Annotated in this window: 19 protein-coding genes; 18 read left to right on the top strand and 1 reads right to left on the bottom strand. The window is 65.6% G+C overall.

Features of this window, described 5'->3' with window-relative positions; genetic code table 11:
• Window positions 1–1101, top strand: a 1101-nt coding sequence (locus JNN06_RS05770; RefSeq protein WP_291238644.1) for an isovaleryl-CoA dehydrogenase, incomplete at its 5' end; no start/stop codon positions are given.
• Window positions 1102–1166: 65 nt separating this feature from the next.
• Here the strand turns inward: JNN06_RS05770 and JNN06_RS05765 are convergent.
• Window positions 1167–1760: an OmpW family outer membrane protein gene (locus JNN06_RS05765; protein ID WP_291238643.1), complete on the bottom strand. Its 594-nt coding sequence runs from the start codon at window positions 1758–1760 to the stop codon at window positions 1167–1169.
• 369 nt (window positions 1761–2129) lie between these two features.
• Here JNN06_RS05765 and JNN06_RS05760 point away from each other — a divergent pair, with 369 nt between their 5' ends.
• From JNN06_RS05760 to JNN06_RS05680, 17 genes are all read left to right on the top strand, one after another.
• The gene (locus tag JNN06_RS05760) at window positions 2130–3734 is read left to right on the top strand and encodes a carboxyl transferase domain-containing protein (protein WP_291238642.1); all 1605 of its coding nucleotides are present in this window, start codon (window positions 2130–2132) and stop codon (window positions 3732–3734) included.
• 117 nt (window positions 3735–3851) lie between these two features.
• Window positions 3852–5831: a biotin carboxylase N-terminal domain-containing protein gene (locus JNN06_RS05755; protein ID WP_291238641.1), complete on the top strand. Its 1980-nt coding sequence runs from the start codon at window positions 3852–3854 to the stop codon at window positions 5829–5831.
• Window positions 5828–6487 carry a glutathione S-transferase family protein gene (locus JNN06_RS05750; protein WP_291238640.1) on the top strand — a complete coding sequence of 220 codons (660 nt, stop codon included), beginning with the start codon at window positions 5828–5830 and terminating at the stop codon, window positions 6485–6487. Before JNN06_RS05755 ends, JNN06_RS05750 begins: the two co-directional genes overlap by 4 nt.
• The gene (locus JNN06_RS05745; RefSeq protein WP_291238639.1) at window positions 6480–7334 is read left to right on the top strand and encodes a hydroxymethylglutaryl-CoA lyase; all 855 of its coding nucleotides are present in this window, start codon (window positions 6480–6482) and stop codon (window positions 7332–7334) included. Before JNN06_RS05750 ends, JNN06_RS05745 begins: the two co-directional genes overlap by 8 nt.
• Before the next feature lie 63 nt (window positions 7335–7397).
• A complete protein-coding gene (locus tag JNN06_RS05740) occupies window positions 7398–8180 on the top strand; it encodes a crotonase/enoyl-CoA hydratase family protein (RefSeq protein WP_291238638.1) in 783 nt (260 codons plus the stop codon).
• 284 nt (window positions 8181–8464) lie between these two features.
• The gene (locus JNN06_RS05735; protein ID WP_291238637.1) at window positions 8465–8830 is read left to right on the top strand and encodes an NADH-quinone oxidoreductase subunit A; all 366 of its coding nucleotides are present in this window, start codon (window positions 8465–8467) and stop codon (window positions 8828–8830) included.
• The gene (locus JNN06_RS05730) at window positions 8821–9354 is read left to right on the top strand and encodes an NADH-quinone oxidoreductase subunit B family protein (RefSeq protein WP_149142562.1); all 534 of its coding nucleotides are present in this window, start codon (window positions 8821–8823) and stop codon (window positions 9352–9354) included. Before JNN06_RS05735 ends, JNN06_RS05730 begins: the two co-directional genes overlap by 10 nt.
• Window positions 9355–9366: 12 nt before the next feature.
• Window positions 9367–9972 (top strand): NADH-quinone oxidoreductase subunit C, encoded by a 606-nt coding sequence (locus JNN06_RS05725; protein WP_291238636.1) that lies wholly within the window; start codon window positions 9367–9369, stop codon window positions 9970–9972.
• The gene (locus JNN06_RS05720) at window positions 9969–10400 is read left to right on the top strand and encodes a thioesterase family protein (RefSeq protein ID WP_291238635.1); all 432 of its coding nucleotides are present in this window, start codon (window positions 9969–9971) and stop codon (window positions 10398–10400) included. The genes JNN06_RS05725 and JNN06_RS05720 overlap by 4 nt, the downstream gene beginning before the upstream one ends.
• A 1-nt stretch (window position 10401) precedes the next feature.
• On the top strand, window positions 10402–11637 hold the full coding sequence (locus JNN06_RS05715) for an NADH-quinone oxidoreductase subunit D (RefSeq protein ID WP_291238634.1): 1236 nt from the start codon (window positions 10402–10404) through the stop codon (window positions 11635–11637).
• A complete protein-coding gene (locus JNN06_RS05710; RefSeq protein WP_291238633.1) occupies window positions 11637–12815 on the top strand; it encodes an NADH-quinone oxidoreductase subunit E in 1179 nt (392 codons plus the stop codon). Before JNN06_RS05715 ends, JNN06_RS05710 begins: the two co-directional genes overlap by 1 nt.
• Window positions 12816–12824: 9 nt before the next feature.
• Complete coding sequence (locus JNN06_RS05705) at window positions 12825–13061, top strand: DUF5337 domain-containing protein (RefSeq protein WP_291238632.1); 237 nt, start codon at window positions 12825–12827, stop codon at window positions 13059–13061.
• A 9-nt stretch (window positions 13062–13070) separates the two neighbouring features.
• On the top strand, window positions 13071–14366 hold the full coding sequence (gene nuoF / locus JNN06_RS05700) for an NADH-quinone oxidoreductase subunit NuoF (protein WP_291238631.1): 1296 nt from the start codon (window positions 13071–13073) through the stop codon (window positions 14364–14366).
• A gap of 2 nt (window positions 14367–14368) precedes the next feature.
• Window positions 14369–14722, top strand: a complete 354-nt coding sequence (locus JNN06_RS05695) for a hypothetical protein (protein WP_291238630.1) — start codon at window positions 14369–14371, stop codon at window positions 14720–14722.
• Window positions 14719–15108 carry a DUF5333 family protein gene (locus tag JNN06_RS05690; protein ID WP_291238629.1) on the top strand — a complete coding sequence of 130 codons (390 nt, stop codon included), beginning with the start codon at window positions 14719–14721 and terminating at the stop codon, window positions 15106–15108. The genes JNN06_RS05695 and JNN06_RS05690 overlap by 4 nt, the downstream gene beginning before the upstream one ends.
• Before the next feature lie 15 nt (window positions 15109–15123).
• Entirely contained in the window at window positions 15124–17133 is a 2010-nt protein-coding gene (nuoG, locus tag JNN06_RS05685; RefSeq protein ID WP_291238628.1) for an NADH-quinone oxidoreductase subunit NuoG, read from the top strand.
• Window positions 17134–17137: 4 nt separating this feature from the next.
• Window positions 17138–17539, top strand: coding sequence for a hypothetical protein (locus JNN06_RS05680; protein WP_291238627.1), 402 nt, complete (start codon window positions 17138–17140; stop codon window positions 17537–17539).
• Window positions 17540–17588 lie beyond the last annotated feature (49 nt).

The raw sequence follows: 17588 nt of genomic DNA, 5'->3' as shown, positions 1-17588 counted from the left end.
GTTCACGCCTGGGCGCAGGAGCGGGTGAAGCCCATCGCGGCGCAGGTGGACCGGGACAATGTGTTCCCCGCCGATCTCTGGCGCGAGATGGGCAGCCTCGGCCTTCTGGGCATCACCGTCTCCGAGGAGTATGGCGGGGCCGGGATGGGCTATCTGGCCCATGTCATCGCCACCGAGGAGATCGCCCGCGCCTCTGCCTCGATCAGCCTGTCTTACGGCGCCCATTCCAACCTTTGTGTCAACCAGATGAAGCTGAATGGCAGCGCCGAGCAAAAGGCGAAATACCTGCCCGGCCTCGTCTCGGGCGAGCATGTCGGCGCGCTGGCCATGTCGGAGCCCGGCGCCGGGTCGGATGTGGTGTCGATGAAGCTCCGCGCCGAAAAGCGCAACGGCTATTACGTGCTGAACGGCTCGAAATACTGGATCACCAATGGCCCCGACGCCGATACGCTGATCGTCTATGCCAAGACCGACCCGGAGGCCGGGGCCAAGGGCATCACCGCCTTCATCATCGAGCGCGGCTTCAAGGGTTTCACCACCAGCCCGCATTTCGACAAGCTGGGCATGCGCGGATCGAACACCGGCGAGCTGGTCTTCGACAATTGTGAAGTTCCGTTCGAGAATGTTCTGGGCAGCGAGGGCAAGGGCGTGCGCGTCCTCATGTCGGGCCTCGATTACGAACGCGTCGTGCTGTCGGGCATTGGCACCGGCATCATCGCCGCCTGTCTCGACGAGGTGCTGCCCTATGCGCAAACCCGCCAGCAATTCGGACAACCCATTGGCAATTTCCAACTGATGCAGGCCAAGATCGCCGATATGTATGTCGCGCTGAATTCGGCCCGCGCCTATGTCTATGAGGCCGCCCGCGCCTGCGACCGGGGCGAGGTCACCCGTGCCGATGCCGCCGGTTGCGTGCTTTACGCCAGCGAACAGGCCATGGTGCAGGCGCATCAGGCGGTGCAGGCGCTGGGCGGGGCCGGGTTCCTGAACGATTCCACCGTCAGCCGCCTGTTCCGCGATGCCAAGCTGATGGAGATCGGCGCCGGCACCTCGGAGATTCGCCGCATGTTGATCGGCCGCGAGCTGATGGCGCAGGCATGAGCGCCAGACCGCAAAAAGGGTGCGGGGAGACCCCACACCCTGCCACCGCTTTCCGCGCGGAAGGCTCAGAACTTCATGACGTAAGACACCCCGGCCACCAGCGGGTCCACCTCCACCCGGCCCACCTTGGCACCGTTCAGCTTCACATCGCTGTCAATGTCGATATAGCGCAGGTCCATCCGCACCGCGCCCGTCTCGCTGATCGCGTAATCCATGCCCAGATGGGCGGCCAGACCCCAGCTGTTGTCGATCTTCAGATCGCCCAGGGGCGAGCGGTCTTCAAAGAACACGGTGTAATTCACGCCAAGGCCCACAAAGGGCGTGATCGCGCCGCCGGTCGGGAAGTGATAGTTCAGCGACAGGGTGGGCGGCAGATGCTTGGTCACGCCCGCTTTCGCGCCGCCCACGTTGATGTCATGCTTGAAGGGCAGGGCGGCCAGCAGCTCCACGCCCAGATTGTCGCGGATGAAATACTCAAAGGTGACAGTCGGGCGGGCATTGCTGTCGATCACCGTGGCGCCCCCGGCCACGGTGCCATTGTCGGATTTCGGGTTCACGAAGCCAAGGCCAAGGCCCAACGTCATCTCGCCCGCCGATTGGGCAAAAGCAGGGGCAGCGAGGGCAGCAGAGGCCAGCAGGGCAAGGGCGATTGTCTTCATCGGTCTTCTCTCAGGTTGATTGCCGGGGATGTAACGGCGCGACCATGGCCCGCAATCGCCGGGGCAAACCTTGACGCAGGTCAAAAACGCCATGGTTTCGCTTGCGACATTCTGGCGCGCAAACCGTTGAAATATATTGAAAACGTGCAGATGAGATACATCATTCCCGCCCCTCTCGCCGCGTCTCTCGCCGCCCCGGCGGGCCGCCGGGCCCGCGCGCCGGGCAACCGCATGACCCGCGCGCCGGGCGGCGAAGACCCGGCCTGCCACCAGCACCGCCAGGAAGCCGGAGCCTCCGGGCCGGCCCTCCGTTCCGAAACCCATCCGCACCCGGCCGCTACCCCGCCTGGCCAGTAAGGACCGCCGCCCATGAAACTCACCTCCCGCATCCTCACCGGCTCTGACAGTTTCAAGGCCAATCGCGCCGCGCATCTGGCCATGCTCGACACCGTGGCCGAGGCCGCCGCCCTTGCCGCCGCAGGCGGGGGCGAGGCCGCCATGGCCCGCCATATCGCGCGCGGCAAGCTGGCCCCGCGCGACCGGGTGGCGGGCCTTCTGGACCCCGGCTCGCCCTTTCTGGAGATCGGCGCCACGGCGGCGCATGGTCTTTATGACGGCGCGGCGCCCTGCGCCGGGGTCATCGCGGGCATTGGCCGGGTGCAGGGGCAAGAGGTCATGGTGGTCTGCAACGATGCCACCGTGAAGGGCGGCACCTATTACCCGATGACCGTCAAGAAACACCTGCGCGCACAGGAAATCGCACAGGAATGCGCGCTGCCTTGCGTCTATCTGGTGGATAGCGGCGGCGCCAACCTGCCCAATCAGGATGAGGTTTTCCCCGACCGCGATCACTTTGGCCGCATCTTCTACAACCAGGCGCGGATGAGCGCGGCAGGCATCCCGCAAATCGCCGTGGTCATGGGCTCCTGCACCGCAGGGGGGGCCTATGTGCCCGCCATGTCGGATGTCACCATCATCGTGCGCGACCAGGGCACCATCTTCCTCGCAGGCCCCCCCTTGGTGAAGGCCGCCACGGGCGAGGTGGTCAGCGCCGAAGAGCTTGGCGGCGGCGATGTGCATACCCGCCTGTCGGGCGTGGCCGATTATCTGGCCGAGGATGACGCCCACGCCCTCGCGCTTGCCCGCCGGGCGCTGGGTCACCTGAACCGCAGCCGCCCCGCGACCGTGCAATGGCAATCTCCCGAAGACCCGGCCTATGACCCCGAGGAGATCCTCGGCGTGGTGCCGGGCGATCTGCGCACGCCCTATGACATCCGCGAGGTCATCGCCCGCCTCACCGATGGCTCGCGCTTTGACGAATTCAAACCGCGCTTCGGCGAAACCCTCGTCACCGGCTTTGCGCATGTGATGGGCTGCCCCGTCGGCATCGTCGCCAATAACGGCGTGCTGTTCTCCGAGGCGGCGATCAAGGGCGCGCATTTCGTCGAACTGTGCAGCCAGCGCAATATCCCGCTGGTTTTCCTGCAAAACATCACCGGCTTCATGGTGGGCCGCAAGTACGAAAACGAGGGCATCGCCCGCCACGGCGCCAAGATGGTCACCGCCGTCGCCGCCACCAATGTGCCAAAAATCACCCTGCTGGTCGGCGGCAGCTTCGGCGCCGGGAATTACGGCATGGCGGGGCGGGCCTACCAACCCCGCTTCCTCTGGACATGGCCGAACAGCCGCATCTCGGTGATGGGCGGCGAACAGGCGGCGGGCGTCCTCGCCACCGTCAAACGCGACGGGATCGAGCGCGCAGGCGGCACCTGGTCAGCCGAGGCAGAGGCCGAGTTCAAACGCCCCACCATCGAGATGTTCGAGCGTCAAAGCCACCCGCTCTACGCCTCGGCCCGGCTCTGGGATGACGGCATCATCGATCCGCGCAAGACACGGGCAACCCTCGCCCTCTCGCTCTCCGCCGCGCTCAACGCCCCGATCGAACCCACAAGGTTCGGTGTCTTCCGCATGTAACCCTCATGAGCCACCACCCCCTTTCATCTGTTCAAAAATATCCTCGGGGGGCGGGGCCGCAGGCCCCATGGGGGGCAGACAGCCCCCCAAGCTCCCGTCCCGCATCGCAGGTCTGACATGTTCCAGAAAATCCTCATCGCCAACCGGGGCGAGATCGCCTGCCGCATCATCGCCACCGCCCGCCGTCTGGGCGTGGCGACCGTCGCGGTCCATTCCTCCGCCGATGCCCAGGCCCGCCATGTCGCCGTGGCCGACGAGGCCGTGGCCATCGGCGGCCCGGCCCCGCGCGACAGCTATCTGCGCGGCGAGGCGGTCATCGCAGCCGCCCTCGCCACGGGGGCGCAGGCCATCCATCCCGGCTATGGTTTCCTTTCGGAAAACCCCGATTTCGTCGATGCGGTCGAGGCCGCAGGCCTCACCTTCATCGGCCCCTCCGGTCAGGCGATCCGCGCCATGGGCCTCAAGGATGCCGCCAAGGCCCTGATGTCGCAGGCAGGCGTGCCCGTGGTGCCCGGCTATCACGGCAGCCAGCAAGACCCCGCCTTCCTCGCGGATCAAGCCACCCAGATCGGCTACCCGGTCCTGATCAAGGCCGTGGCGGGGGGCGGCGGCAAGGGCATGCGCAAGGTGACCCGCGCAGAAGATTTTGCCGACGCCCTCGCCTCGGCGCAGGGCGAGGCCGCCACCGCCTTTGGCAATGACGCCGTGCTGATCGAGAAATATGTCGAAAAGCCCCGCCATATCGAGGTGCAGGTCTTTGGCGACGGCACGGATGCCGTCCACCTGTTCGAGCGGGACTGCTCGCTTCAGCGCCGCCACCAGAAGGTCATCGAGGAAGCCCCGGCCCCCGGCATGCCCGCCGAGATGCGCGCCGCCATGGGCGAGGCCGCCGTGCGCGCCGCCCGCGCGATTCGCTACAAGGGGGCCGGCACCATCGAATTCATCGTGGATGCCTCCGAAGGCCTGCGCCCCGACCGCTTCTGGTTCATGGAGATGAACACCCGGCTGCAAGTCGAACACCCGGTGACCGAGGCGGTCACCGGCACCGATCTGGTGGAATGGCAACTCCGCGTCGCCTCGGGCGAGCCGCTGCCCCTGCGGCAAGACCAGCTTGCCCTGACCGGCCACGCCTTCGAGGCTCGGCTCTATGCCGAAGACGTGCCCGCAGGCTTTCTGCCCGCCACCGGGCGGCTGGCGCATCTGGCCTTCCCGCCGGGCTGCCGTTCCGACACTGGCGTGCGCAGCGGCGATTGGGTCAGCCCGTGGTATGACCCGATGATCGCCAAGGTCATCGTCCATGGCCCGACCCGCGCCGCTGCGTTGCAGCAACTTTCCCGCGCGCTGGAACAGACGCAGGTGGCGGGCACCGTCACCAACCTCGCCTTCCTCGGCGCGCTGGCCCGCCATCCGGGCTTTGCCACGGGTGACGTGGATACCGGCCTCATCGAGCGCGATCTGGCCACGCTGGTCACCCCCCAGGCCCCCTCGCAAGCCGTGAAAGTGGCGGCGCTGCTGGCAAGTGTATCGCCCGTTACCCCCGGCGCCGCGCTGCCCGGCGAAAGCGTATCTCCCGTTACTCTTTCGCCGGTTTCCGGGGGGCAAACTGTCCAGCCCGTTACACTTCCGGGCTTCACCCTCTGGGCGCCCCTGCACCGCGCCATCGCGGTGGAGCGGGAGGGCGAGGTGACCCATGCCACCCTGATCTTGCGCGATGGCGCGCCGCTGATCAGGCTGGAGGGGGCCGAGCATTCTGCGCCGCGCCTTCCCGTGATCCGCACCGGCGATGCCCTGCATGTCTTTGAAAACGGACAATGTTTTAGCTTCACCCCCGTCGATCCGCTGGCGCGCGAGGCGGCCGCCGGGGCTGCGGGCAATGCCACGCTCTCGCCCATGCCGGGGCTGGTGAAGGCGGTTTTCGTCACGCCGGGGCAGGCGGTGCAGGCGGGCGACCGTCTGGCGATCCTCGAGGCGATGAAGATGGAACACACGCTCACCGCCGCCCGCGACGGGGTGATTGCCGAAATTCTGACCGCACCGGGCGCTCAGGTCGAGGCGGGCGCCGCGCTGATCCTGCTGGCCGAGGAGGGCGCCGCATGATCCGCCTGCATCACGTTCCGGGCGCCCGCAGCTTCCGCATCTTGTGGCTGCTCGAGGAATTGGGGCTGGATTATGAGGTGCAGTTCTGGCGCCTCGATGACGGCTCCACCCGCAGCGCCGCCTTCCGCGCCCTCTCGCCCATGGGCCGGATCCCGGTGCTGGAATGGGACGGGTTAACCATCTCCGAGAGCGGCGCGATCCTGCAAACCCTGCTGGAACGCCACCCCGACTCAGGGCTTTCCCCCGCCGTCACCGCGCCCGAACGCCCCCGTTTCCTCGAATGGCTCCATTTCGCCGAGACCCAGGGGCCCATTCTGGAGCAGTTGAACATCCAGCACATCTTCCTCCGCCCGGTCGAGGCCCGCTCGCCCGTGCTGATGAAGCTGCTGACCAAGCGGCTGGAAGTCACGATGGCGCTGATGGAAACCGCGCTGGCCGACCGGCAAACCCTTCTGCCATCTGGCTTTTCTGGCGCCGATGTGATGCTGGGCTTCAACATCCCCGCCGTGTTCCGCTTCGTGCCGCGCGCCGGTTATCCCCACCTGTCGGCCTATGCCGAGGCCATGGAAGCCCGCCCGGCCCATGCGCGCGCCATGGCCCGCGCCGGGGCCGACACGCTTTATACCCGCGCGTTTTACGAGATCCCAAATGTCTGATTTTGTTGACATCTTCGAGATGGGCCCGCGCGACGGGCTGCAAAACGAGAAGCGCCTGATCCCGGCCGCCGAGAAAATCGCACTGGTCAACCTCTTGTCTTCCATCGGCTTTCGCCGGATCGAGGTCACCAGCTTCGTTTCGCCCAAATGGGTGCCGCAAATGGCCGATGCGGCCGAGGTGCTGGCCGGCATCGCCCGCGCGCCCGGCCTGCGCTATGCCGCCCTGACCCCCAACCTCAAGGGCTATGAGGCCGCCCGCGCCGCTCGCGCCGATGAGGTGGCGATCTTCGCCTCCGCCTCCGAAGGCTTCAGCCAGGCCAACCTGAATTGCTCGATTTCTCAAAGCCTTGAGCGCTTCGCGCCAGTGGCCGAAGCCGCCCGCGCCGATGGCATGCCCCTGCGCGGCTATGTCTCGGTGGTGACCGATTGCCCCTTTGACGGCCCGACCCCGCCCGCCCAGGTCGCTCGCGTCGCCGCCGCCTTACGCGACATGGGTTGCTATGAGATCAGCCTTGGTGACACGATCGGCCACGGCACGCCGCAAACCATCCGCGCCATGCTGGAGGCCGTGCTGGCCGAGCTGCCCGCCGCCCAACTCGCCGGGCATTATCATGATACCAAGGGGCGCGCGCTGGAAAATATCGAGCAATCTCTGGCACTTGGCCTGCGGGTCTTTGATGCCGCCGTGGGGGGCTTGGGCGGCTGCCCCTATGCGCCGGGGGCGGCGGGCAATGTCGCAACCGAAGCCGTGGCGGCGCGTCTGGCCGACCTGGGCTATAGCACCGGCCTCGATCCCGCACTGCTTTCGCAAGCCGCCGCCATGGCGCGCGGCCTCCGCCGGGGGTGACGCGATTTTTCGTCGAAAAATCGACCCCTTATCCTGAACCGCTCAGCATATTTGAGGCCCGCGATGTTCGAGACCCTGACCCTCTCCACCGATCCGCGCGGCGTGGCCACGCTGGTTCTGAACCGGCCCGACAAGCACAATACCCTGTCGGCGCAGATGATCGCCGAGCTGACCGAGGCCGCCCGGCAGCTTGGCGCCGATCCCGGCGTGCGGGTCGTGGTGCTGACCGGGGCAGGGGCCAGCTTTTGTGCCGGGGGCGACCTCGCTTGGATGAAATCGCAGATAGACGCCGATGCCGGGACGCGCCGCGACGGCGCCACGGCTTTGGCACTGATGCTGCAAGCCCTTGATTCCCTGCCGAAACCCCTGATCGGGCGGGTGCAGGGCCAGGCCTATGGTGGCGGCATCGGCATGATGGCGGTTTGCGATCTGTGCATTGGCGTGCCCGAGGCGAAGTTCGGCCTGACCGAGACGAAGCTGGGCCTGATCCCTGCCACTATCTCGCCTTACGTGGTGGCGCGCATCGGCGCGGCGGCGGCGCGGCGGCATTTCCTCTCGGCCCGGCTGTTTGACGCCACCGAGGCCCATCGCATCGGCCTGTTGGCGCAGGTCGTGCCTGCCGCCGATCTGGATGCGGCGGTGGAGGCCGAGGTGGCGCCTTTCCTCGCCTGCGCCCCCGGCGCGGTGGCCGAGGCCAAGGCCCTGGTCGCCATGCTTGCCCCGCCCCTGGAGCGCCCGCTGATCGACGCCACCATCGACCGTCTTGTCGCCCGCTGGGAGAGCCCCGAGGCCGCCGAGGGCATCGCCGCCTTCTTCGGCAAGCGCAAACCCGATTGGGTGCGGTAAGGGCTGGGGCGACGCCCTGCGGCTGAAATCCGACAGATTTTCTCGGTTAAACCCGAGAGATTCCGTCAGATTAGCGCCGCTGCTGTTTTCTGCTGCGTGCGATGTCGCTGGCGCAGAAAATCTTCGTATGCAGTGGTATACGGCCTGTGAAATCACGGCATTCGCAGTGCTTTTTCGCGCCGCCTTTGGTTGACCCCGCCCATGGGCGGGAGTAAACGGAACTCAGCAACGATCCGCGCGCGCCGGGCGTCCCTCGCCTTTGCCGCCAGCCGAAGGAGCCACTCGTGGACGGACTTCTCCGAGAATACCTTCCCATTCTCATCTTTCTGGCACTTGCCGTCGGCCTCGGCCTTGTGCTGATCATCGCGGCCCTCGTGCTGGCCGTGCGCAGCCCCGACCCGGAAAAGGTCTCGGCTTACGAATGCGGGTTCAACGCCTTTGACGACGCCCGGATGAAATTCGACGTGCGCTTCTACCTCGTGTCGATCCTGTTCATCATCTTTGACCTTGAGGTGGCCTTCCTCTTCCCCTGGGCTGTGGCCTTTGGCGAGATGTCGATGGTGGGCTTCTGGTCGATGATGGTGTTCCTGGGCGTTCTGACCGTGGGCTTTGCCTATGAATGGAAGAAAGGGGCGCTGGAATGGGCGTGAGCACTTCTGCGAACCATGCGGCCAATGATCTGGATGCAGGTCTGGCCGCGATGAACCGCGATTTGCAGGACAAGGGGTTCCTGCTGACCACCACCGAGGACATCATCAACTGGGCGCGCACCGGCTCGCTGCACTGGATGACCTTTGGCCTTGCCTGCTGCGCGGTGGAGATGATGCACACCGCCATGCCGCGCTATGACGTGGAGCGTTACGGCTTCGCGCCGCGCGCAAGCCCGCGTCAGTCGGATGTGATGATCGTGGCTGGCACCCTGACCAACAAGATGGCCCCGGCGCTGCGCAAGGTCTATGACCAGATGCCCGAGCCGCGCTATGTGATCTCGATGGGCAGCTGCGCCAATGGCGGCGGCTATTACCATTACAGCTATTCGGTGGTGCGCGGCTGTGACCGTGTGGTTCCGGTGGACATCTATGTGCCCGGCTGCCCGCCCACGGCAGAGGCGCTGATGTATGGCATTCTGGCCTTGCAGCGGAAAATCCGCCGCACCGGCACGCTGGTTCGCTGAGGGAAAACGCATATGTCCGAAGCCCTTGCCCAACTGGCCGAACATCTGGCGCAAAAGCGCCCTCAGGCCGTGGTCGCCTCGACCATCGCTTTTGGCGAGCTGACGGTGGAGGTGGCGCTGCCGCATCTGCTGTCCTTCGTCGATTTCCTGAAAACCGACGCGGCCTGCAAATTCTCGACCCTGGTCGACATCACGGCGGTCGATCACCCGGAGCGCCCGGCGCGTTTCGACGTGGTGTATCACTTCCTGTCGATGTACCAAAACCACCGCATCCGGCTGCGCGTCGCCGTGCGCGAGGAGGATATGGTCCCCTCCATCATCCCGGTGCATGAGAGCGCCAACTGGTTCGAGCGCGAAGTGTTCGACATGTTCGGCATCCTGTTCTCGGGCCACCCGGACCTGCGCCGCATCCTCACCGATTACGGCTTCCGCGGCCATCCGCTGCGCAAGGATTTCCCGACCACGGGCTACACCGAGGTGCGCTATGACGAGGCGCTGAAGCGCGTGGTCTATGAGCCGGTGAAGCTGGTGCAGGAATACCGGCAGTTCGACTTCCTCTCGCCCTGGGAAGGCGCGCATTATGTGCTGCCCGGGGATGAGAAAGGGGCCGCCAAGTGAAAGACGGGTTGAAGATCGGGGCCAAGGCCACGCATCGCTTCACCGTGGAGGGGCGGCACACCGTGCGCGCCCTCTTCGCGGAGGAGGCGGCGTTTCCGGCCATGCCTGCGGTCTTCGCCACGGCCTATATGACCGGGCTGATGGAATGGGCCTGTGTCGAGCTGATCAAACCCTTCTATGAGGGGCATGAGGACAGTCTCGGCATCCATGTCGATTTCAGCCATCTGGCGCCCACCCTGCCGGGGCAGGTTGTCACGGTCGAGGCAGAGCTGACGGGCATCGAGGGGCGGAAGCTGGACTTCCGCGTTTCGGCCCATGACGGGATCGACCTGATCGGCGAGGGGCGCCATGCGCGCGCGCTGATCGACACGGAAAAATTCGCAAACCGGCTGGCGGCCAAGCGCGCCGCTGCGGGTCTGGAGGGCTGAGATGGACGGCGACATCCGCGTGAACACCTATGACGACGGCAGCCGCGACGCGGCGCCGGGCGAGCAGCAGATCCGCAATTTCAACATCAACTTCGGGCCGCAACACCCCGCAGCGCATGGCGTTTTGCGTCTGGTGCTGGAGCTGGACGGCGAGATCGTCGAACGCTGTGACCCGCATATCGGCCTGCTGCATCGCGGCACCGAAAAGCTGATGGAAAGCCGCACCTACCTGCAAAACCTGCCCTATCTGGACCGTCTCGATTACGTGGCGCCGATGAACCAGGAACATGCCTGGTGTCTGGCGATCGAAAAGCTGACCGGCACCGTGGTGCCGCGCCGCGCCTCGCTGATCCGGGTGCTGTATTCCGAGATTGGCCGCGTGCTGAACCATCTGTTGAACGTGACCACGCAGGCCATGGACGTGGGCGCGCTGACGCCGCCGCTCTGGGGCTTTGAGGAACGCGAAAAGCTGATGGTGTTCTACGAGCGCGCCTGCGGCGCCCGTCTGCACCCCGCCAATTTCCGCCCCGGCGGCGTTCACCAGGATCTGCCGCCCGCGCTGATCGACGACATCGAGCAATGGGCGCTGGAATTCCCGCGCGTGCTGGATGACATCGACGGGCTTCTGACCGAGAACCGCATCTTCAAGCAGCGCAATGCCGATATTGGCATCGTGACCGAGGATGACATCCAGAAATGGGGCTATTCGGGCGTCATGGTGCGCGGCTCGGGCCTCGCATGGGATTTGCGCCGCGCGCAACCCTATGAATGCTATGATGAATTTGATTTCATGATCCCGGTCGGCAAGAATGGCGACTGCTATGACCGCTACCTGTGCCGGATGCAGGAAATGCGGGAATCGGTGAAGATCATCCATCAGGCCATCGCCAAGCTGCGGGTGGAGAAGGGCGACGTGCTGGCGCGCGGCAAGCTGACCCCGCCCAAGCGCGGCGACATGAAGACCTCGATGGAAGCGCTGATCCATCACTTCAAGCTCTATACCGAAGGGTTCCACGTTCCGGCGGGCGAGGCCTATGCCGCGGTCGAGGCGCCCAAGGGCGAATTCGGCGTCTATATCGTCGCCGATGGCACCAACAAGCCTTACCGCGCCAAGCTGCGCGCGCCGGGCTTCCTGCATCTGCAATCCATGGACTACATCGCCAAGGGCCACCAGCTGGCCGATGTGGCCGCCATCATCGGCACGATGGATGTCGTGTTCGGGGAGATCGACCGCTAATGCTGCGCCGCCTGCACAAAGACCAGCCTGCTTCCTTTGCCTTCACCCCGGCCAATCTGGCTTGGGCCGAAGGGCAGATTTCCAAATATCCCGAAGGGCGTCAGGCCTCGGCCATCATCCCGCTGCTGTTCCGCGCGCAGGAGCAGGAGGGCTGGCTGACCCGCCCGGCGATCCAATATGTCGCCGACATGCTGGGGCTGGCGCATATCCGGGCGCTGGAAGTGGCGACCTTCTACTTCATGTTCCAGCTGCAACCCGTTGGAACTGTGGCCCATATCCAGATTTGCGGCACGACCAGCTGCATGATCTGCGGCGCCGAAGACCTGATCGCGGTCTGCAAGGAACTGATCTCGGCCCATCCCCATACGCCATCGGCGGACGGGAAATTCTCGTGGGAGGAGGTCGAGTGCCTTGGCGCCTGCGCCAATGCGCCCATGGCCCAGATCGGCAAGGATTATTACGAAGACCTGAGCCCCGCGCGTCTGCGCGAAATGATCGCGAAGTTCAGCGCCGGTGACGTGCCGACGCCGGGCTCGCAGATCGGGCGCTTCTCGTCCGAGCCAGCAAGCGGGCTGACCGCGCTGACCCAATATGAAAGCGGCCGCACCCAGTATAACGCCTCGGTGCAACTGGCTGTGGACATTGGCGATACCGTGAAACGCATCGACGGCACCGAGGTGCCGCTGCTGACGCCTTGGCGGCAATCGCTGGCGCCTGCCGCCAATGCCGAAACCGCGCCCACGGCAGCCGCCAAGGGCATTGCTCCCGAGAAGGCCGAGGCTTTGGCCACCGGCAGGCCCGAGGTGAAGGTGGAGGCGCCCGCTGGCGTGGCCGTGGCCGCACCGGGCCAGAACACCGCGACGGGCGATGTGGCCCCGGCGGCAGAGGTTGCGGGCAGCCGTCCGGTGGCGCTTGCCGCGCCGCGCGAGGGCGGCGCCGACAAGCTGCAAACCATCGAAGGCATCGGGCCTGCGCTGGAAAAGCTGTGCCAGGAGCTTGGCATCTTCCATTTCGACCAGATCGCCGCCTGGGGGCCTGCCGAGATTGCGTGGATGGACAGCAACCTGAGAGGCTTCCGGGGCCGTGTCAGCCGCGACAAATGGGTGGCGCAGGCCAAGATCATCGTGACCGAGGGAATGGAAGCCTTCCTCGTGCGCGCCAAGACCAACGATTACTGAGGTTCACCGATGGCCGCCACGCCTGCCCAGACCGAGGCCCTGAAGCGCGACGCGCGGATGGTGGCCTTTGTCATCGCGGGCACCATGCTGGCATGGATGGCGGCGCAATGGCTGGGCGGGAAGATGGGGCTCGAGGCCCGTTATGTCTTCCTGTTCGACCTGGCCGCATTGGCCGCGTTCTTCTGGGCGCTGGTCGTCACGTATCAGATCTGGCGGCGGAACAAATCCGTCCACCGGGGCAATTGAGGGCAGAACATGCTGAAGGATCAGGACCGGATCTTTACCAACCTCTACGGGATGCATGACCGCAGCCTGAAAGGGGCCATGGCGCGCGGCCATTGGGACAAGACCGCCGACCTGCTGGCGCTTGGCCGCGACGGCATCATCCAGATCATGAAAGACTCGGGCCTGCGGGGCCGGGGCGGTGCGGGTTTCCCCACCGGCATGAAATGGTCCTTCATGCCCAAGCAATCGGATGGCCGCCCGTCTTACCTGGTGGTGAATGCCGATGAATCCGAGCCCGCGACCTGCAAGGATCGCGAGATCATGCGCCATGATCCGCATACGCTGATCGAGGGCTGTCTGGTCGCCGGTTTCGCGATGAATGCGGTCGCCGCCTATATCTATATTCGCGGCGAATATGTGCGCGAGAAAGAGGCCCTTCAGGCCGCGATCGACGAGGCCTATGAGGCCGGCCTGATCGGCAAGGATGCCTGCAAATCGGGCTATTCCTTCGATGTCTATCTGCATCACGGTGCGGGTGCCTATATCTGCGGCGAGGAAACCGCGCTGCTGGAAAGCCTTGAGGGCCGCAAGGGCATGCCCCGGATGAAGCCGCCTTTCCCGGCGGGTTCGGGCCTCTATGGCTGCCCGACCACGGTGAACAACGTGGAATCCATCGCGGTGGCCCCCACCATCCTGCGCCGTGGGGCCGCGTGGTTTGCCGGTTTCGGCCGCCCCAACAATGCGGGCGTCAAGCTGTTTGCCATGTCGGGCCACGTGAACACGCCTTGCGTGATCGAAGAATCCATGTCGATCCCGATGAAGGAACTGATCGAGAAGCACGGCGGCGGGGTGCGCGGCGGCTGGAAGAACCTGAAGGCGGTGATCCCCGGCGGCGCCTCCTGCCCGGTGATCCCGGCGGACAAATGCGAAGACGCCATCATGGATTATGACGGCATGCGCGCGCTGCAATCCTCGTTCGGCACGGCCTGCATGATTGTGATGGATCAGCAGACCGACATCATCAAGGCGATCTGGCGGCTGTCCAAATTCTTCAAGCATGAAAGCTGCGGACAATGCACCCCCTGCCGCGAAGGCACCGGCTGGATGTATCGCGTGATGGACCGTCTGGTGCGCGGCGAGGCCGAGGTCGAGGAAATCGACATGCTGCTGAGCGTGACCAAGCAGGTCGAAGGCCACACGATCTGCGCGCTTGGCGATGCGGCGGCCTGGCCGATCCAGGGCCTGATCCGGCATTACCGCGAAGAGATCGAGGACCGTATCAAGGCCAAGAAGACCGGCCGCATGGGCGCCCTGGCGGCAGAGTAACGATGACCCGCACCCCCCTCATCCTGTCGGGCGTTGCACTGGGCCTTTCGGCCTGTGTCAGCACGCCTGCGCCGCAGAAGGGCGCCGCCTTGGCGGGTGCCTATGCTGTGGCGCATGAGGGGGGCAGCTATGCCGCGCAGGTCGGCGCAGGGCCGATGGGTCACGCGCTCAGCCGCGCCGGGTCTGTGCCTGTGCCGGGGTTGGCCGTCACCGTCTCGCCCTTTGCCATGGACCAAGGCCGCCGCGCCAAGGCAGTGGCGGCAGAGGCCTGCGCGCAGGCAAGGGGCCGTTTCCAGCCGCAAGCCGTGGGCCGCTTTGCCAAAGGCGCCTGGGTGTTCGAGGGGGGCTGCGCATGAGGTGGGTTTTGCTTGCTCTGGCGATGCTGCCTGCACCGGCCCTGGCCGAGGGGCAGAGGGTGATGCCGCCGGTAGACCTCAGGATTGCATCGAATATTGATGCGCGCTGTCGCCCCTTGGTGCTGACCCCTGCGGCGCAGGCGGAGCTTGATGCGTTCAAGGCGGGCATGCGCGCACAGGCGCTTCCGGCGCAGCGCGATCTCAATGCGATGAAAGATCTGGCCGACCAAATCAAGGCAACGGCTGCGGCTGATGCCGAGGCCGTCAAGGCTTTCGAGACGAAACATGGCGTCCAACTGGGGCGCAAGCCGTCCAGCCTGTGCAAGGCGGGCGAGGCGGAAATCAAATCCGGCACGGCCATTGGCCGCATGCTGAAACGCAAGTAGGACGGGGCGCAGGCGATGAGCAACCTCAAGAAAATCATCATCGACGGCATCGAGGTCGAAGTCGACGGCGCGATGACGATCATTCAGGCCGCCGAAGTCGCCGGGATCGAGATCCCGCGCTTTTGCTACCACGAGCGTCTGTCGATTGCGGGCAACTGCCGGATGTGCCTTGTGGAAGTGGTGGGCGGCCCGCCCAAGCCTGCCGCCAGCTGCGCCATGCAGGTGCGCGACCTGCGCCCCGGCCCGGAAGGCCAGCCGCCGGTCGTCAAGACCAACTCGCCCATGGTCAAGAAGGCCCGTGAAGGGGTGATGGAGTTCCTGCTCATCAACCATCCGCTCGATTGCCCGATCTGCGATCAGGGCGGCGAATGCGACCTGCAAGATCAGGCCATGGCCTATGGCGTCGATTTCAGCCGCTACCGCGAGCCGAAGCGCGCGAGCGAGAACCTGAACCTCGGCCCGCTGGTCAAGACCGAGATGACGCGCTGCATCAGCTGCACCCGCTGCGTCCGTTTCACCACCGAGGTGGCGGGCATTCACCAGATGGGCCAGACCGGGCGTGGCGAGGATAGCGAGATCACCTCCTATCTGAACATGACGCTGGATTCGAACCTTCAGGGCAATATCATCGACCTTTGCCCGGTCGGCGCGCTGACCTCCAAGCCCTATGCTTTCACCGCACGTCCGTGGGAGCTGACCAAGACCGAAAGCATCGACGTGATGGATGCGCTTGGCTCCAACATCCGTATCGACACCAAGGGCCGCGAAGTCATGCGCATCGTGCCGCGCAACCATGATGGCGTGAACGAGGAATGGCTGAGCGACAAATCGCGCTTCATCTGGGATGGCCTGCGCCGTCAGCGTCTGGACACGCCCTATATCCGCGAGAATGGCCGTCTGCGCAAAGCCGGCTGGGCCGAGGCGCTGGCCGCTGCCGCCGCCGCGATGCGCGGCAAGAAAGTCACCGGCCTTGTGGGCGATCTGGTCCCGGTCGAGGCAGCTTACAGCCTGAAAACGCTGGTGGAAGCCTTGGGCGGCACGGTGGAGTGCCGGGTGGATGGCGCGCGCCTGCCTGCGGGCAATCGCGCGGCCTATGTCGGTAATGCCACCATCGCGGATATTGACAGCGCAAAGACCATCCTGCTGATCGGCACCAACCCGCGCCTTGAGGCGCCGGTGCTGAATGCCCGTCTGCGCAAGGCCTGGGCCAATGGCGCGATGATCGGGCTGATCGGCGAAGCGGTCGATCTGACCTTTGATTACAAGCATATGGGCACGGATCGCGCCGCCCTGGTCAATCTGGTGGACCGGGTGACCGAAAAGCCCGATACGCTGGTGATCGTGGGGCAGGGCGCGCTGACCGGCGCCGATGGCGAGGCGGTCTTGTCGCAGGCCATGGCCTATGCCACCGGCGCGGGCGCGAAACTGCTGGTGCTGCACAGCGCCGCGGCCCGCGTGGGCGCGATGGATGTGGGCTGCACCACGCAAGGTGGCCTGAAGGCCGCGACCGAAGGGGCCGAGGTGATCTATAACCTTGGCGCCGATGAGGTCGAGATCGACGCCGGCGCCTTCGTGATCTATCAGGGCAGCCATGGCGACCGGGGCGCGCATCGCGCCGACATCATCTTGCCGGGTGCCGCCTATACCGAGGAAAACGGCTTGTTCGTGAACACCGAGGGCCGCCCGCAACTGGCGATGCGCGCCGGTTTTGCGCCGGGCGAGGCCAAGGAAAACTGGGCGATCCTGCGCGCGCTGTCGGCCGAGATCGGCGCGACGCTGGCCTGGGACAGCCTGGCGCAGCTGCGCGCCCGCATCGTGGCCGCGCATCCGCATCTGGGCCGCATCGACGAGGTGGCGGTGAACGAGGGCGCCGCCCTGCCGCGCATCACCTTGGGCAATGCACCTTTCGGGCAAGCGGTGGGGGACTACTACCTGACCAACCCGATTGCCCGCGCATCGGCGCTGATGGGCGAGCTGCAAGCCATGGCCAAGGCGCGGATTGACGCGCCGCTGGCGGCGGAGTGAGCGCATGACAAAGGCCCTGCGCATCGCTGGCTGGCTGACCGCTTCGGCGGTGCTGGCCGCTTGCGCGGGCGCTGACCGGGGGGATGCCCCCCCCGCCATCGCCGTTTATGAGGGGATCGACACGATCCTCTTGGATGGCGACATGGTGAATTTCCGGGTGGAGATGCGCAACGCCGGGGCCAAGCGCGATGTGGAGGCCTATGGTCGCTGCGCCGCCGCCCAATATGCGCTGATCCGGGGCTTCGGCTTTGCGCGCCATGTGCGCACCACGGTGGCGCAGAACGGAAACAAATGGCGGGGCGACGCGGTCTATGTGATCTCGGCCGCTTTGCCCGAGGGCATCCGCACCATTGACGCCGAGGTCACTGTGCGCGATTGCGGTGCCCTTGGCATACCGACGATATAAGACTTGGTTGAGGGACCAGAGGCAAAATGGCTGAATTTCTGCAAACGGG

This window comes from Gemmobacter sp., assembly GCF_016792925.1.
In the GTDB taxonomy this organism is placed as follows: domain Bacteria; phylum Pseudomonadota; class Alphaproteobacteria; order Rhodobacterales; family Rhodobacteraceae; genus Gemmobacter.
This window is presented reverse-complemented; position numbering and strand designations above follow the sequence as displayed.